We start from the raw sequence: 15,474 nt of genomic DNA on the forward strand, positions 1-15,474 counted from the left end.
TGCCGTGCACCGACTCTAGGAGGCGGGCAGGGGCGGGGCAAGGAAGGCCCGGGAAACGCACCGGCTCGCTCAAAGGTCGATCCTCCCGCGTCTCAGCCGCCGTCGATGATCCCGTACAGCGCCTGCGTGTCGAGGACGGTGAGGCGGCTGCGGCCGAGCTCCACGATGCCGGCCTCCCGCCAGATCGCGAGCTGGCGGCTCACGATCTCGCGGCTGACGCCGAGCGTCCGCGCCAGCTCCTCCTGCGAGATGTGCAGGGTGGGGGCGGTCGCGTCGGCGCCGCCCGCCTTGGCGACCTCCGGCCGGCCGTAGCGGTCCATCAGCACCACGAGCTGCTTGGCCAGCCGCGTCGCCACGCCCAGGAACGCCGAATCCTCGACGAGGTCGGTGGTGCGGCGCAGGCGGCTGCACAGCAGGCCGATGATGCGCAAGGTCGCGTCGGGCCGCTGGATCAGGAAGGGCTGGAACACCGCGCGGCTGAGGAACAGCAGCTCCGACGCTTCGCGTGCAATTGCAGTGGCGGTGCGTCCGTGACCGTCGAGCAGGGCGATCTCGCCGAAGAACTCTCCCGGCCCGAACATGTTGAGGATCAGTTCCTTGCCCGCCGCCGATTCGACGGTGACGACGATGCGCCCGCCCAGCACGCCGTACAGCCCGTCGCCGGGATCGTCCTTGCGGAAGATGACGTGCCCGGCCGAGACGCGGCGGCGCACCGCGTGCGCCAGCAACTCGCGGCTTTCGCTCTCCGTGAGGGCGCCGAGGAACGGATGCAGGCGGAACAGGTCTTGCGGGGTCATGAGCGGGACGATGTCGCGGGCGCGTGCCTCGCGGCGCGGCGCACCCTCTGTGCGATGTCCGCACGAATCGCCGGTTGCGTCCAGTGGCTGGCCTTCGCCTTCAGGGCGCCGCAGCAGATCGACTGTCATGGTGACCCCACACCCGATCGCCGCGCAGCGAGCCGGAACGGCTTCACACAGCGATCAACTTTCCTTGCGACGCGGGGCGAAAACTGTCTGTGACACGCCGCACAGAGCGGCGGCTTTTGCGCGAACGTCTTCTCAGAGATTTGGGCTCTCAGAGATTCTGGAGCTTGTTCTCCACGCCGAGGATGTGGCGGCCGACCATCTCGGCGTGGCCCAGCATGCCCTGGAGGTGCTGGCTGGCGCTCATGGCGTCGCGGAAGCGGCGCTCGAACGGCGCGGAGTTCAGCATGGCCGTCGTGCCCGAGGCGCGGTAGGCGGCGATCGAGACGTCGGTCGCCTCGTTCATGCCGTAGGTCGTGGCCAGCCGCAGCCGCATGCGGCCGTCGACGTCGAGCGTGCCGTTCGCGGCCTTGTCGTAGGCCGTGCGCACCTCGGCGTGCAGGTAGGCGCGGGCGGCCGAGAGCTTGGCCTCCAGAAGGGCGATCTCGCGCTGGATCGCGTTGTTGGCCGACATGGCGTTGATCGAGGCGCGGCTGTGCTTGCCGCGCGCCAGGTCGATGTAAGTCTCCAGCATGCGGCGCGCGAGGCCGAGCGTCACGCTGCAGAAGCCGCTGGCATAGAGCAGGGTCGACATCATCGTGTAGATCGGTCCGGTCTCGCGCCGCTCCTGCAGCGCGTCGCGCGCCGGGGCGTGCGAGTCGGCGATGAACAGGTCCTCGACGATGTAGGTGTCGCTGCCGGTGCCGCGCAGTCCCAGCACCTGCCAGTCGTCGATGATCTGCGCATCGCTGCGCTTGAACACGAAGCTGCGGTCGTCGGGCTTTCCGTAGCGTTGGTGCGGCGTGCCGTCCGGGTTCTGCACGGCGCTATGCGCGCCCAGCCACGTCGTGTGACGGCCGCCGCTGGCGAAGCTCCACTTGCCGCTGAGCCGGTAGCCGCCGTCGACGCGGATCGCCTTGCTGGTGCCGTTGCGCGCGCCCCAGGCGAGGCCGACGCCGGGATTGCCGAAGGTAGCGACGGCCGCCTCGTGCGGCATGGCGGCGGCCGAGGTCGAGGAGGAGACGTTGGACTGGTTCACGAACCAGCCGACGCTGGCGTCGGACCAAGCGATGGCCTCGACGGTCTTGCAGTAGTCGAGGAGGTCGAGCTCCTGGCCGCCCATGCTCTTGGGCAAAAGCAGGCGCAGCATGTCGTTGGCCACCAGCGCCTCGACGACCTCGGGCGTAACCTCGCGGCGGCGGTCCATCTCCGCGCCATGCTCGTCGAGCAGCGGCTGCAGCGCGCGGGCGCGCTCGGGGGCGCTGAGGGTGGAGGCGGGGGCCGAAGAAACGCGGGTGTCCATGGAGTCCTCGGGAAATGTCTGGCCGATCAAGCTGGGCGTCTGCTCGCCTCATACTGGCCGGGATTGGCATTGCGTCAATCGACAGACGGGGAAAGCCATTACCCAGCGAAAGAAGCCGCCGCTAGACTGGCAAAAAACGACTGGAGGAACGCCGCATGCCCAACAGGATCGGCAACGACCACAGGACGGCCTCGCTGTCCCGACGGACGCTGCTCGCGCTCTCGCTGCCCGCCCTCGCGTCTACGGGCGCGGCACACGCGCAGTCGGGCGAGGGGCCCTGGCCCAACCGTCCAGTGCGCATCGTCATACCCTCGGCGCCGGGTGGGCCGACCGATTCGATGTCGCGCATGATCTCGCCCGGTCTCACCACGCGGCTCGGCCAGCCGATCCTCATCATCAACCGCCCCGGCGCGGGCGGGAACATCGGCGTGCTGCAGGCGGCGAAATCGCCGGCCGACGGCTACACGATCCTGATCGCCTCGACCGGCTTCGTCGTGAACCCGAGCCTCTATCGCGAGCCCGGCTACGATCCGTTCAAGGACTTCCTGCCGATCACCGAACTCGGCTCGTCGCCGAACGTGATCCTCGTGCATCCCTCGTCGGGCATCACGTCGATCAAGCAGCTCATCGAGACGGCCAAACGCGACGGCAAGCCGCTGAACATCATCAATCCCGGCCAGGGCTCGACGCCGCATCTCACGGCGGAGCTGTTGCAACTGCGCGCCGGCATCAAGGTGGAGAACATCCCCTACAACGGCGCGGGCCCGGCCATCCAGGCGCTGCTGTCGAACACGACGCCGGTCGGCATCACGGCGCTGCCGCCCGCGCATCCGCAGATCAGGTCGGGCGCGTTGCGGGCGCTCGCGATCACTGGCGAGACGCGCTGGTTCGACTTGCCCGACGTGCCGACCATGCAGGAGTCCGGGTTTCCGGGGATGGTGTCGGAGACTTTCCAGGGCATGTTCGTTCCCGCTGGCACGCCGCCCGACGTTGTGAGGCGCATCGTGCGCGACACGCTTGAGGTGCTGAAGGATCCGCAGGTGCTGGAAAAGCTGCGCGCGATCGGCTTCGACGTGCGCGCACGTGGTCCCGAAGGCCTGGCCGACAGGGTCGCGCGCGAGGTGCCGATGTGGCGCGACCTCATCGTGCAGGCAAAGATCGAGCTGATGTAGGGCGCTGCTTACCCCGAGATGTCGGCGGCGATGCGCCGGTCGCGGGCGATGGCCGCGACGACGGCCGAAGGGACGTCGAACTGCAGGGGAATGTTGGCGAGTTGCGCCTGGGTCTGTACCGACTTGTCGCCACGCAGGCCGACGAGAGCGGAGGTCAGCCGGTTCGCGACCGGTGCGGGCGTCGCGAGCGGCGCGAACAAGCCGAAGCTGATCGTGTAGGCGAGCTTGGGATCGCCCACCAGTTCGGCGAGCGTGGGCACGTTGGGCAGTTGCGGCGAGCGATTGGCGCCCGACGTCGCGAGGATGCGCAGTTTGCTGCGGCTGCGGCCGTTGTGGAGCAGCGCGGTCCGCGTATCGACAACCGCGAGGTCGGCGCGGCGCGTCAGCAGCATGTCGACCGCGACGTGAGTGCCGGGCACTTCGATCGGCTGGAAGGCGAGCTTCAGGCGGCGCTCGACCAGCGCCAGCAGCAGACCGACGGTCGAGTCGTTGCCCGTGGTCGCGGCCTTCAGCGATGCAGCGCGCGCCGCCGACACGAGGCCCGTCCAATCCCGGATGTCGGAGAGCTCGTTGACCACCAGCGCGGTCGAGAAGCCGCGCGTGATCTTGGCGATCGGCTGTAGTCGCGACAGCAGCGGCTCGGCCGGCGTCTCCTGCAGCACGAGGTTCAGGATTTCGGCGATCAGCAGCAGCCGCCCGTCCGGCGCCGCGCCGATCACTTCGAGCGCGGCAAGACGCCCCGCCTCGCCCAAGGTGTAGTCGAACTCGACCGGCTCCTTGAGCGCGGCGGAGAACCCGTCCTGGATCAGCTGGGCGCAGAGGTCAGTCGGGTTGCCGACGCCGAAGCCGCAGATCAGCCGCACGGTCGAGGTGGCGGCTGTCGCGGGACGATCGGTGAAGCCGGCCGCTGCCATGGCAACGGTTCCCAGAAGTGCATCGCGCCGGAGCAATCTCATGCGATCGATGTTACAGGGCCTGAGCGGACCCAGTCATCTCCCGTCGTCCCGAGCGGAGACGCCCGCAGGGCGGCGCAGTCGAGGGACCTCTTTTCCGGCGCACGGTGTGTCGAGGCGAAAAGAGGTCCCTCGACTACGCTCGGGACGACGGGCTTTCTGGAAGCGCGCTAACTCGCCAGCGCCGTCTCGCTGGCCGGGTCGCCGGCGATGCGGCTGTGCCACATGATGCGCTTCTGGGTCATGTCCCACGGCGTCGCCTGGTGCAGCAGGCAGCGATTGTCCCACAACACCGCGTCGCCCGCGGCCCAGTCGTGATGGTAGATGCGCGGCCGCTGGCAGGCGAAGTCGATCAGCTCCTGCAGGAAGGCCTCGGACTCGGCCGGATCCATGCCGGGGATGGCGTGCGCGTGGCGGCCGATCAGCAGCGACTTGCGTCCCGTCTCGGGATGCGTCTTCACCAGCGGACGCAGCGGCACCGGCCCATCGTGCAGCCCGTAGCCGCTGTACTGGCCGTCGGATTTCTTCGTCTCGTGTCCCAGCTTCGACTGGCTGTAGTGCAGCGAATGGCGGGCCTGCAGCCTCTCGACCTTTTCCTTGCGGGCGTCGTCGAGTGCATCGTAGGCGGCACGCATGTCGGCGAAGCCGGTCTGCCCGCCGATCGTCGGCACGACCTCGGCGCTGAACACCGCGCCCTTGGCCTGCACGGGCATGTAGGTGCTGTCGGCATGCCAGCCCATGTTGCCCTTCAGGATTTTCATGACGTCGTCATTGTCCTTCTCGACGCGCACGCTGCCGTCGGATCGGACGTTGCTGATCGCCGCCATCTCGAATTCGAGCGGGCCGAAGCGTTTGGCGAAGGCGATCTGCTGGTCGCGCTTCAGGTGCTGGTCGGGAAAGACGAGAAGCGCATGGTCGAGCCAGGCGGCGTGCAGGTCGCGGCACGTGGCATCGTCGAGCTCGACGAGCTTTATGCCGGTGACGACCGCGCCGAAGGTGGCGTCGAGCGGTTCGATATCGAAGGCGCGTGTCATTGCGGTTCCTCCTGATCGTTTTCCGCAGTCTAGGGTCTTTCGGTCGCGAGTTGAACACACCTCCCTCATCCTGAGGAGGCCCGAAGGGCCGTCTCGAAGGATGGGCTCCAGATGTAGTGCGCGTGCCCACCCTTCGAGACGCTCACTGCGTTCGCTCCTCAGGGTGAGGTTTTGGCCAAAAGAGAACGGCCGGGCATGGGCCCGGCCGTTCCTTCGTCTTTTTAAACGTGAAGCCTGAAGCTTACTGGATCACGATCTCGACGCGGCGGTTCTGCGGCTCGCGGACGTTCGGGCCGGTCTGCACCAGCAGGCCCTGCTCGCCACGACCCACAACGGCGATGTTGGTCGCCGGCACGCCTTCGCGGACCAGCGCGTCCTTGACGGCGTTGGCGCGACGCAGCGACAGCGCCATGTTGTAGCTCTCCGAGCCCGACGTGTCGGTGTGGCCGGTCGCGGTGACGCGGGCGTTGCCCTTCTGCTTGTAGGCGTTGGCGGCCTGACGGATCGTCGTCAGCGCTTGGTCGGAGAGGTTCGAGCGATCCCAGTCGAAGAACACCATGAACGACGGCGGGGCGACCGGCGCGGCCTGCGGCGGCGGAGCGGCCGGCGCGGGCTGGCCGAACTTGTAGCTGATGCCCAGCATCGCGGAGATGTTGTTGTTCTGGTAGAAGCCCGGATTCGTCGTGCCGTAGTAACGGCCGTCGAGGTTCACGCGGAAGTTCTGGTCGACGTTCCAACCGAGGCCGATGATGCCCTGGTAGGCGAACTGCGTGCTGCAAAGCGAGCAGCCGTTGATCGCGTTGTCAGCGAAGGCGATACCGGCACCGGCACCGACATACGGCGTGATGGTCGCGCCGGGGATGAAGTCGTACAGCACGTTGGCCATGACGGCGAGCTGCTCGATGCGGCCGCTGGTGTTGCTGAAGACGTTGCCGAAGTTCGCGGTGCCGCGGCCGTTGTTGGAGCGGAACACGGTCTCCAACTCGACCCGGGGACCCACGAAATCGTAACCGACGACGCCGCCGGCCGCGAAGCCCAGGTCCATGTTGTAGTTGTTGTTGTTCAGCAGCCAGTTTCCGCCGCCTTCGAGACCGATGTAGAGACCGGGATTGGACGGCCCGGGAGCCCACATCGACTGCGCGTTGGCTGCCATGGGAACCGCCATCAGCGCCGCAGCGGCCAGAAGTGCCTTCTTCATTTTCAAAATCCCTCGTTGGGTGACGCATCCGGGCTGACGGACGCACGCAGACCAACGAGGGCCGCTTGTATTTAGTTGCCCCTTGCAGGGAACCTGAGCGCCACGTCCCCGAGGACCGTGACCTCAAAGCAACACTATTCAGTCAGGTTTACTGCATGAACCAGCCGTGGCTGACCACGGCGGACTGGCCGCTGTGAACTGTGCTCTTGGCGGCTGCATAAAACAGGACGGCGTCCGCCACGTCGTCAGTCGTCGTGAACTGACCGTCGATCGTGTCCTTCAGCATCACGTTCTTGATGACTTCTTCCTCGGTGATCTTCAGTTCCGCCGCCTGCTCGGGGATCTGCTTCTCGACCAGGGGCGTGCGCACGAAGCCCGGGCACACGACGTTGGACGACACGTTGTATTCCGCGCCTTCCTTGGCCAGCACCTTGCTGAGGCCGATCAGGCCGTGCTTGGCGGTGACGTAGGGCGCCTTGAGCTTCGAGGCTTCCTTGGAATGCACAGAGCCCATGTAGATAACGCGGCCGTACTTGGCCTTGTACATGTGCTTCAGGCACGCCTTGGTCGTGAGGAACGCGCCGTCGAGATGGATCGACAGCAGCTTCTTCCAGTCGGCGAACGGGAAGTCGACCAGCGGCTTCACGATCTGGATGCCGGCGTTGCTGACCAGGATGTCGATCTTGCCGTACTTGGCGATCGTGTCGGCGACACCCTTCTCGACCTGCGCCTCGTCGGTCACGTTCATGGCGACGGCGAAGGCATCGCCACCCTTGGCCTTGATCTCGTTCGCGGTCGCGTTCGCGGCGTCGAGGTTGAGGTCGGCGATGACCGGCGTGCCGCCCTCGGCAGCGATGCGCAGCGCGATCTCCTTGCCGATGCCCGAAGCGGCGCCGGTGACGATGGCAATTCTTCCTGTGAAACGCGACATGACTGAATCCTTCTCTCTCTGTGCCTGATTATTTCGCGAGGTAGTCGAACACCACTTCACCGAGGCCCAATGTCAGGTCGGTGACATAGTGGCTCGCCGAAACGACTTCACGCACCGGCAGGCGCGAGACGTCGCACATGGCGTGATCGAAAAGCTGGAGCGCCGCCGGGCCGGACCAGGCGCCCTTCAGGGTCACGTCCTCGCAGTAGTAGCGGACCAGCTCGCAGATGCGCGGCGTGCAGTCGACGTGCGGGATGATCTTGATCATGAAGGCGGGCTTGGCGAGCGCCTTGATCAGGGGCGCGTGATCGATCTCGCGATGCTTGTAGCCCATGGTGGCGTTGACGCAGAGCACCGAGCCGTAGTGCAGCGTGCAGACCAGGGTCTCGTTCTCGTGGCTGATCTTGGGCGAGGCGAGCTTCTTGGGGAAACCCCAGATCTCGCGGCCGCCGGCGATCGGCGAATTGTCGTCGAGGTACATGGCGTGCACGTAGCCGCCTTCCTGCACCGTGCCGTCCTTGTCCTTGAAGCGCACCGGGATGACCTGCCCGGTCTCGGTGTAGTCGCCGAAGCCTGTGGAATCCGGCATGCGGATGAATTCGTAGCTCACCGTGTCGCCCACAACCTCGAGCGGCTCGGGCACCAGCGCGCGCAGCGCTTCGGGATCGGTGCGGTAGCTGATGACGACGAATTCGCGATTGTAGAACTTGTAGGGCGGCCGCGGATAACTCGGATTGTTCAGCGGCATCGCGAAGGCGTTCTTGCGGACGTCGGCGATCTTCATTTGTCGGTCTCCTTGCGGCCCTGCAGGGCCAGATCGAACGTGAACACACCGTCCGTGCTCGTCGGACGCTGCAAGACTTCGGGATGTTCGAGCGTGCGGGTCATGTCGGAGTAACCCGACTCCCAATGCTCCTCCATCGTGCGGCGCGAGAACTCGTAGTCCTTCGACGCGCCTTCGTATTTCCGCGCGCGGTAGATCGTGTGAATGATGTTGTAAACTTTGGTGTCGGCTTCCTGGGCCAGCAGCTCGGCCTCCGGCGTCTGGCGCACCTCCGGCGGCATGTCGGCTATTATCTTGGCGGTCGCGCGGCGCAGCGCCTGCATCTGACGGAACTGGTCGGTGCCGGCGCGCGTGCGGCTGGAGTAGCGGATGTCCTTCATGCGGACATCGACCTCGACCATGTCGCGCGGCAGGTCCCCGCGTGCGCTCCACAGGTCGATCTGGAAAGCGAGCGTATCGGCGCGCGGGCGGGCATCGAGCACCCATTGCAGCGGCGTGTTGGAGACGACGCCGCCGTCCCAGTAGAACTCGCCGTCGACCTCGGTTGCGGGAAAGCCCGGCGGCAGCGAGCCGCTGGCCATCACGTGCTGCGGCCCGACCGTATGCGTGTCGTTGTCGAAGTAGATGAAGTTGCCGGTCTTGACGTTGGTCGCGCCGACGCTGAAGCGCATCTCCTTGGCATTGATGCGATCGAAGTCGACGAGGCGTTCGAGCAGCGCCTTGAGCGGCGAGACGTCGTAGTAGGCGAGGTTCCCGGGATTGCCCGCGGGCGTGAAGATCGGCGGCGGAAAGCGCGGTTTGAAGAATTCCGGCGCACCGAACATCAGCGTTCCGAACGAGCGGAGCTGGTTGATGAACTGGTGCTCCATGTCGCTGCTGAAATCGAGGCCCTTGAGCGTGGGCATGCCCATTGGCGAGCGGGTGACGGTCTCCCAGAAGGTGCGCAGCTTGTCGACGCGCTGTTCCGGCGGATTGCCGGCAATCAGCGCGGAGTTGATCGCGCCGATCGAGATGCCGGCGACCCAGTCGGGATGCAGGTTGGCTTCGCTCAGCGCCTGGTAGACGCCGGCCTGGTAGGAGCCCAGCGCACCGCCGCCCTGAAGGAGGAGGGCGATTCGTTCGAAGGGAGGATGGGACCGGGGCACGGATTGAGTAGCGATCGCGCGATCTCCTCTTTGGGCCGCCTCGTTGGGGCGACGGTTTGTGGCGCGCCGGCCGGGCAGGGGCAACGGCGTTTCCGCAATTTCCGGACCGAATTCCCCGAGTGGGCTCCGGGCCGGACTTTTAGTCAGCCTTCATTATAGCGGCATTACGGCTGCAGTTTACGGGATCAGGAGCGACCGAGGACCGCCTTGAAGGCAAGCCGGCACGGGCGGGTCGCATAGTAAGCGCCCCACAAAGCAGGCGGTAGCTTCATCGCCGCATAGTCGCCGGCGGTCGGCGTGAAGGCGAGTTTCAGGGCGCCCTTCACCCTGTCGATTCGTCGGTCGCAGAGGATCAGGTCTGCAAAATGCTCGACCTGTGCCGACGGCGGGAGGTTCCGATGCATGGCCTCCCTCACGGCGACTGCACGCGCACGCACGCGATCGTTGGCCGTGACCAGCGGCGCCAGCGCCTCCGGGAGGGCGACGCCCAGCAAGTCGTTGGCCACCGCGCAGCCCAGCAGGATCGCCTCGCCGCATCCGCGGGCGCGGGCGCGCTGGTGCAGCGCCGCCCAGTCGAGGTCGCGATGCCGGTCGAGCAGCAGGGCGAAGTCGCTCACCCATTTCAGCATCGTCCAGCCTTCCTTCGTGCCGTGCCCGGCGAGCAGCAGGGCTAGGTCGGGAGGGGACAGGATCGGCACGGCGCGGTCGCCGATGTTGAGGAGAGGAGGAGCGTCCCACAGGCCGGTCGTGGCGAGCGGGAAGGGCGCGTGGGCGCCGCTGAAATCCCAATGCAGGTCGATCGCCGCGCCGTCGCTCTCGCGGGTGAAGGCGTACTGCCGTTGCGGGCTGAGGAAGGTGTGCCGGAAGCGGCGGTCGCCCTGGAGGCTGGCGTAGCCCAGCGAGGCGATCACGGTTTCGGCCGCATCGACATGCTGCGGCGGCACGATCACGTCGAGGTCGTTGTATTCGCGTCGCGCGAGGCCGTCGTAGAGGGTGAGCGCGAGGGTCGGTCCCTTGAAGGTGACGAAGGGAATCGCGCAGGCCGAGAGCGCGATCGTCAGCCGGTGCAGCTCGCCGGCCAGTGAGAGGGTGCGCCTCAGGTGATGCTGGCGAAAGCGCTCCAGCTCGGCTTTCGCAGGTTCGGGAACCGTCTCCCACGAGACCTTGCCCAGGCAATCGAGCAGGGCGGGCCGCACGCCATGCCGCGCGGCGAGGGCCGCGAGCGATCGATGGTCTATGCCTTTGAGAAGCTGTTCCCTGAAGCGCGTGAGGTCCGGCCGCGGTCCGACCGCGAGGCAGAGGAGCTCGAATTCAGTCATCGCCTCGAAGCCGGCGGTTCCGCCGGCGAGGCTCCCCGTCTCAGGAAGCAGGGTCCTGGGGCTGGGCGCCGAGGCCCTCGAGACCGCCGCGGCCGGTCTTGTCGTTGCGGCCGCGCGAGTTGTTGTCGCGGTTGCCGTTCTGGCTGACGCTCAGCGTGACGTCATGGAACGCGCCGAGCTTGGTGAGAACGGGGCTCACATAGGGCTTGCGGGGAGAGGTCGAGCCGCCTTCGGTGGCCGCGTCGTCCTTGTGCATCGCATTGTCCGTCATGGATCAGCCTTTCACCCTAACGGGTCTCTCTATCGGGTCGCCTCAACGAGGCCTTCGGCCTCGAGGTTGCCAAGTATTTGCACGATGTCGGCCTGGCAGTCGGCCTCCGATACCTCGAATTCAGCCATGACCGAAGCGCAAAGATCTTCGACCGACCGGGGTTGCTCCAGCGAGTCCCAGATATGAACACCTACGCCCTGGAGGCCGAAGTAGATCGCCCGGTCCAGGTTCAGAATGGCGACTTCGTCGTTGATCCGGCAGGAGACCTGACTGACAGATTTTCTGTAGATCGGTGAAGACCCAGCCATTGCCCACATGCTCTGAAGCGAATAGTGCCAAATCTACCAACTGTTTCATTGCCGGGCAAATGCAATAAACCGCGGCTGGACGGGCTTATCGGCGTCTTTCCTGCAGCCAGAAGTCGAGCGTGTGGACTGCAGAAATCGCCTCCAGATCGGCTTCCGAGACCTCTCGCGGGCTGAGGAATTGCGGATCGAGGTAGCGGCTGACGTCGGCCGTCTCCGGGAGCTCCGGAAGCCCCTCCGGCCACGCCCTTTTCGCTGCCGGATCGGTCGGGACGGGGGTCTTCTCGCGGCCCAGCACCTCCTGCGGCAGCCGCCCCTGCATGGCCTCGCGGATCAGCCGCTTCTTCCAGCCCCAGGGGAGCGGCGGCACCGACAGCATGAAGGTGAGCACGCGGAGATCGAGATAGGGGTAGCGCCATTCGATCCCGCCGAGCGAGGCATCGAACGCGTTGCCGTCGAAGAAGGACTGCCAGATCGGGCTGGTGAAGGAGGCGATCGCCGTCGGGTGCCACGGGTGCGATCCCTCGCCGCCGCCGTCCAGCGCGTCGGCCCGCTCGGCAAGGCGCAGGCGTTCCGCGAAGTCCCGCCGAAGCCAGGAAGGCGTGGCGCTGGCCGAGGCCGGCGGCGTCCGCGCCGGGCCGACATGGCGGCTCACCGACTGCGCCCAGCCGCCGAACCCCTTGGCCGCGGTGTAGTCGAGCAGCGCGCCGGCCAGCCGCCGCCACGACCCGCGCCGCACCAGCCAGCGCAGATAGGCGTCGCGCTCCAGGGTCAGCGCATTGTCCGGTCCCTCGCCGTTCAGCCAGACGGTCGACCGCGCGGCCCGCTCGCGCGCGATCGATTGCAGGAAATGCGCGTTGAGCAGTGCCTGGGTCGGCTCGGGCGAGCGGATGCCACGCGAACGCCACTGCGGATCGAGGTCGAGATCGTCGACCGGCCGGATGCGCAGGTCGATGCCGAGATGCCGGGCGGCGAGCGACGCGAAGTGATCCTCGCGCAGGTCCAGGCCGGCATAGTGATGGCACTCCGCGACGACCCGCGTCGCATCCTCGGTCACGCCGACGGCAGTCGCCGCCAGCGTCGTCGAATCGAGACCGCCGCTCATGGCGATCCCGACCGTGCCGGCCGGCAGCCGGTCCGACACGGCGTGGCCAAGCAGTTCGCGGAAGCGTTCGGTGTAGGCGCCGGGCCGGGGAAGGAACAGCGGCTCGGCGATGTCGAGGCGCCAGTATCGATGGAGCGACGGCTCGCCGTCGCCGGCCTTCAGCACATGGGCCGGCGCGAGCCTCTTGATGTCGCGATAGACCGTGCGCTCGAATTCGCGCGACATGCCCAAGGTCAGGAAATCCGCGATCCAGTACTCGTCGAGCGCGTCCGCGGCCGACGTCTGTGCCGCGAGCCAGTCGAGCGAATCGCTCAGCAGCAGCGTCGTGGCCGTTCGTGCATGGAACAGCGTGCGCACGCCCAACTGGTCGCGCACGCCGAACAGGCGTTGCCGCTCATCGTCCCACAGGACGAAGGCGAAATCGCCGGCGAGGAGACCGGTGAAGGTCTCGCCCCACTTCGCATAGGCATGCAGGCAGAGCATCGCATCGCTGGCCGTCGCGGCCGATGGACCGAGCCGATCGCGCAATTCGTTGCGGGCATCGAGCCGGATCGAGCCCACGATCCAGAGACGTTCGCCCAGCGCTTCGAAGGCGCTGCCTGGACCGTTGAGGAAGGCGGTGCGTCGCGCCTTGCCCACGATCTGAAAGCCTGGAGGTGCGGCAATGGCCTCGGGGCCGAAGATGGCGGCGAACAACGCTAACCCGGCGTGCCGGAAGGCTCGTGCGTGTCCCACGCGGTGAGCCTCGTGTAGCGCTCCTGCTCCTCCTCGCCGATCACCACGACGCCGTCGTGGACGAGCCAGGCATGGGCGAGGAAACCGGTGGCGTCGCGGGCGACGCCGATATGGACCTGCGAGGGATGTCCCTCCGACGCCAGCAGGCGCTGCAAGGTGAGAGCCGAGCTGAGGCAGGTGACGCCGGGCACGCGCCGCGCCGCGATGCGCACCACCTGGATGATGCGGTCGGCCGGCCGCGCGCCGGAGCGGAGACGGAGACGGCCGCTCCACGCGCGCAGGCGCTCGATCGAGACGAGATGCAGCGCGCCGCGCACGAGCACCAATGTCGCGACGGCCTTGATCAGCAGCAGCCGATCGCCGCGCGGCAGGGCGAAGAAGGCGTCGAGGCGGCTCACGGCCCGATGGTCTCGCGGATTTCGCGCACGACACCATCAAGTGCTGCGACGGTGCGGGGATAGCGCAGCGCATACACCGGCAGCAGGTGCGCCACGCGCGCGGCGAACCGGATCTGACGCTCCATGCGCGCAGGCCTTGCGTATCGCGTGTCCATCGCCGACGCCATGAGAGTCCGCGCGAGCTCAAGACCCTTCAACCGGACGCTCGAGATCGCCGTGACCGTGTCGTCGTCGGGATCGCCGAGATGAAACAAGGCCGCGAGCCGTGCCGGCGCACGCTGACGACGAATCTCTTTTCGCGGGCGGACCATGATCTTGCCGCTCAGCGAGTTGAAGTGTCCGTCCGCCACGGCATCGGGCAGGAAGCGCGTGTCCGGCGCGTCGAGCAGCTTCAACCGGTAGGGGCCGGGATAGGCCAGCAGCGCATCGTCGGCGAAGCCGACGCGCAGCATGTCGTCGGTGATCAGGTCGGCGCCGCGGCTGATCAGGAACGAAGCGAGCGTCGACTTGCCGGCGCCGCTGCGGCCGAGCAGGCCGACGGCGCGCCCCTCGACGTCGAGCACTGTCGCATGCAGCGTCTCCTCGCCCTGCAGGGTGAGCGAGGCGCTGACGATGAAGTTCAGCAGGTTCGCTTCGAAGGCGCGTTGATCGACGTCGCCCAGCTTCCGGCAGATCGCGGTCCGGCCATCGGCGGAGATCGTGGCCTCGAAGACCTCCTCCGACTTCATGTAGAGGCCGCCGTCGGCCAGCACATGATGCTCGATCCAGTCGTTGGGATCGGGCGTGACGGCGGGCTTGATCGCCTCGAAATAATCTGCCGACCCGAGGACGACCGCGATATCCGCGTCACCGTCGTCGCCGGCAGCCTCGTGCACCGAGGTCAGCGGCAATTCGCTCTCGATGACGAGGCCGTAGACGCGGTAGCGATGTCGGGCGTTCAAGCTCACTCCTGCCGGCGGCCCGGAAAGGACAGCACGCACACTCATAGCAGAATGCCTTGACTTCCTCGATTGTTGGGACAGCCTAGCCGCGGGGATGATGCCGCCATGGGCATCGGGGATTGTAGGATGAACCGGATCAATTTTGCAGGCGTTTCGACCGAGGGGCTCGCGCAGTCGAACGAGATCCGGGAAGCCTTCCAGACGTTCACCCGCCACGGGTATGTCATCCTCGACAACATCATGCCGGAAGACACCATCCGCTCGCTGCATGCGGAGTTCTTCGAGCGTTACAAGGAACAAATCAGGGACCAGGAGACCGCCGATTCGCTCGAGGTCGGCGAGCGGCGCTTCATGATCCCGCTGCACCTGTCAGGCAACCTCGGGGCGCCGCAGGTCTTCGCCAATCCCTATGTGATCGCGCTGGTCCGCATGCTCCTCGGCGACGACGCGATCATCGATGCGTTCGGCGCCTTCCTCTCGCTGAGCGGCGCCGAGGACCAGCACATCCATCATGACGGCCCGATCCTCTTCAACTCCGAGATCGCGCGGCTGCTGCCGTCCTATGCCTTGACCTTCGGCCTGCCGCTCGTGGATCTCGACGACGTGTCGGGAACCACGGCGATGTGGCCGGGCAGTCATCGGACCGGCGGGCATGGCGGCGCTAAGCCGGTGCATCCGCAGGTTCCCCGCGGCTCGTGCATGTTGTGGGACTTCCGTACCTATCACAGCGGCCTGGCCAACCGGTCTGATCAGCTCCGGCCGATGGTCTATGCCACCTACGCGCGCTGCTGGTACCAGGACCCCGTCAATTTCCGCAAAGAGACGCTGCAGCGTCTGGTCTTCGAACCGGGATTCCTCGGCACCCTGCCGGAAGAAACACGCGGCCTGTTCCGCCACCTGCGTTCGACCTGACGCGGT

16 protein-coding genes are annotated in these 15,474 nt (G+C 66.7%); 2 read left to right on the forward strand and 14 right to left on the reverse strand.

Going from position 1 to position 15,474, the window contains the following annotated elements; translation table 11 throughout:
• Positions 1 to 92: 92 nt before the first annotated feature.
• The gene (locus AC1RP5_RS06315; protein ID WP_493109761.1) at positions 93 to 926 is read right to left on the reverse strand and encodes a Crp/Fnr family transcriptional regulator; all 834 of its coding nucleotides are present in this window, start codon (positions 924 to 926) and stop codon (positions 93 to 95) included.
• A 148-nt stretch (positions 927 to 1,074) separates the two neighbouring features.
• Entirely contained in the window at positions 1,075 to 2,265 is a 1,191-nt protein-coding gene (locus AC1RP5_RS06320; protein WP_493109762.1) for an acyl-CoA dehydrogenase family protein, read from the reverse strand.
• A gap of 155 nt (positions 2,266 to 2,420) precedes the next feature.
• On the opposite strand from AC1RP5_RS06320, the gene AC1RP5_RS06325 reads away from it, so the two are divergent.
• Positions 2,421 to 3,437 carry a Bug family tripartite tricarboxylate transporter substrate binding protein gene (locus tag AC1RP5_RS06325; protein ID WP_493109763.1) on the forward strand — a complete coding sequence of 339 codons (1,017 nt, stop codon included), beginning with the start codon at positions 2,421 to 2,423 and terminating at the stop codon, positions 3,435 to 3,437.
• An 8-nt stretch (positions 3,438 to 3,445) separates the two neighbouring features.
• Here AC1RP5_RS06325 and AC1RP5_RS06330 read toward each other — a convergent pair whose 3' ends face one another.
• The 12 genes from AC1RP5_RS06330 to AC1RP5_RS06385 all read right to left on the reverse strand — a co-directional run bounded on the left by AC1RP5_RS06330 (position 3,446) and on the right by AC1RP5_RS06385 (position 14,556).
• Positions 3,446 to 4,351, reverse strand: coding sequence for a tripartite tricarboxylate transporter substrate-binding protein (locus AC1RP5_RS06330; protein WP_493109764.1), 906 nt, complete (start codon positions 4,349 to 4,351; stop codon positions 3,446 to 3,448).
• 209 nt (positions 4,352 to 4,560) lie between these two features.
• On the reverse strand, positions 4,561 to 5,424 hold the full coding sequence (locus AC1RP5_RS06335) for a TauD/TfdA dioxygenase family protein (protein WP_493109765.1): 864 nt from the start codon (positions 5,422 to 5,424) through the stop codon (positions 4,561 to 4,563).
• Between the two features lie 241 nt (positions 5,425 to 5,665).
• The gene (locus AC1RP5_RS06340) at positions 5,666 to 6,622 is read right to left on the reverse strand and encodes an OmpA family protein (protein ID WP_493109766.1); all 957 of its coding nucleotides are present in this window, start codon (positions 6,620 to 6,622) and stop codon (positions 5,666 to 5,668) included.
• Between the two features lie 148 nt (positions 6,623 to 6,770).
• Entirely contained in the window at positions 6,771 to 7,553 is a 783-nt protein-coding gene (locus AC1RP5_RS06345; RefSeq protein ID WP_493109767.1) for a 3-hydroxybutyrate dehydrogenase, read from the reverse strand.
• A 28-nt stretch (positions 7,554 to 7,581) separates the two neighbouring features.
• Positions 7,582 to 8,337, reverse strand: a complete 756-nt coding sequence (locus AC1RP5_RS06350; protein WP_493109768.1) for an acetoacetate decarboxylase — start codon at positions 8,335 to 8,337, stop codon at positions 7,582 to 7,584.
• Complete coding sequence (locus AC1RP5_RS06355) at positions 8,334 to 9,482, reverse strand: patatin-like phospholipase family protein (protein WP_493109769.1); 1,149 nt, start codon at positions 9,480 to 9,482, stop codon at positions 8,334 to 8,336. Before AC1RP5_RS06355 ends, AC1RP5_RS06350 begins: the two co-directional genes overlap by 4 nt.
• 185 nt (positions 9,483 to 9,667) lie before the next feature.
• The gene (locus AC1RP5_RS06360; protein ID WP_493109770.1) at positions 9,668 to 10,801 is read right to left on the reverse strand and encodes a nucleotidyltransferase domain-containing protein; all 1,134 of its coding nucleotides are present in this window, start codon (positions 10,799 to 10,801) and stop codon (positions 9,668 to 9,670) included.
• A gap of 40 nt (positions 10,802 to 10,841) precedes the next feature.
• On the reverse strand, positions 10,842 to 11,072 hold the full coding sequence (locus AC1RP5_RS06365; protein ID WP_493109771.1) for a hypothetical protein: 231 nt from the start codon (positions 11,070 to 11,072) through the stop codon (positions 10,842 to 10,844).
• A 29-nt stretch (positions 11,073 to 11,101) separates the two neighbouring features.
• Positions 11,102 to 11,380, reverse strand: coding sequence for a PqqD family protein (locus AC1RP5_RS06370; protein ID WP_493109772.1), 279 nt, complete (start codon positions 11,378 to 11,380; stop codon positions 11,102 to 11,104).
• Between the two features lie 85 nt (positions 11,381 to 11,465).
• Positions 11,466 to 13,178: an asparagine synthase-related protein gene (locus AC1RP5_RS06375; protein WP_493109773.1), complete on the reverse strand. Its 1,713-nt coding sequence runs from the start codon at positions 13,176 to 13,178 to the stop codon at positions 11,466 to 11,468.
• Between the two features lie 2 nt (positions 13,179 to 13,180).
• Entirely contained in the window at positions 13,181 to 13,615 is a 435-nt protein-coding gene (locus tag AC1RP5_RS06380; RefSeq protein ID WP_493109774.1) for a lasso peptide biosynthesis B2 protein, read from the reverse strand.
• A complete protein-coding gene (locus AC1RP5_RS06385; RefSeq protein ID WP_493109775.1) occupies positions 13,612 to 14,556 on the reverse strand; it encodes a hypothetical protein in 945 nt (314 codons plus the stop codon). Before AC1RP5_RS06385 ends, AC1RP5_RS06380 begins: the two co-directional genes overlap by 4 nt.
• Positions 14,557 to 14,682: 126 nt before the next feature.
• Between AC1RP5_RS06385 and AC1RP5_RS06390 the strand changes: the two genes are divergently transcribed.
• Complete coding sequence (locus AC1RP5_RS06390; RefSeq protein ID WP_493109776.1) at positions 14,683 to 15,468, forward strand: phytanoyl-CoA dioxygenase family protein; 786 nt, start codon at positions 14,683 to 14,685, stop codon at positions 15,466 to 15,468.
• Positions 15,469 to 15,474 lie beyond the last annotated feature (6 nt).

This window comes from Reyranella sp. GW821-FHT12G01, assembly GCF_058806575.1.

Coding starts and splice junctions, on each gene's coding strand:
- AC1RP5_RS06315 (WP_493109761.1), bottom strand. CDS start 926: ATGACAGTCGATCTGCTGCGGCGCCCTGAAGGCGAAGGCCAGCCACTG.
- AC1RP5_RS06320 (WP_493109762.1), bottom strand. CDS start 2,265: ATGGACACCCGCGTTTCTTCGGCCCCCGCCTCCACCCTCAGCGCCCCC.
- AC1RP5_RS06325 (WP_493109763.1), top strand. CDS start 2,421: ATGCCCAACAGGATCGGCAACGACCACAGGACGGCCTCGCTGTCCCGA.
- AC1RP5_RS06330 (WP_493109764.1), bottom strand. CDS start 4,351: ATGGCAGCGGCCGGCTTCACCGATCGTCCCGCGACAGCCGCCACCTCG.
- AC1RP5_RS06335 (WP_493109765.1), bottom strand. CDS start 5,424: ATGACACGCGCCTTCGATATCGAACCGCTCGACGCCACCTTCGGCGCG.
- AC1RP5_RS06340 (WP_493109766.1), bottom strand. CDS start 6,622: ATGAAGAAGGCACTTCTGGCCGCTGCGGCGCTGATGGCGGTTCCCATG.
- AC1RP5_RS06345 (WP_493109767.1), bottom strand. CDS start 7,553: ATGTCGCGTTTCACAGGAAGAATTGCCATCGTCACCGGCGCCGCTTCG.
- AC1RP5_RS06350 (WP_493109768.1), bottom strand. CDS start 8,337: ATGAAGATCGCCGACGTCCGCAAGAACGCCTTCGCGATGCCGCTGAAC.
- AC1RP5_RS06360 (WP_493109770.1), bottom strand. CDS start 10,801: ATGACTGAATTCGAGCTCCTCTGCCTCGCGGTCGGACCGCGGCCGGAC.
- AC1RP5_RS06365 (WP_493109771.1), bottom strand. CDS start 11,072: ATGACGGACAATGCGATGCACAAGGACGACGCGGCCACCGAAGGCGGC.
- AC1RP5_RS06370 (WP_493109772.1), bottom strand. CDS start 11,380: ATGGCTGGGTCTTCACCGATCTACAGAAAATCTGTCAGTCAGGTCTCC.
- AC1RP5_RS06390 (WP_493109776.1), top strand. CDS start 14,683: ATGAACCGGATCAATTTTGCAGGCGTTTCGACCGAGGGGCTCGCGCAG.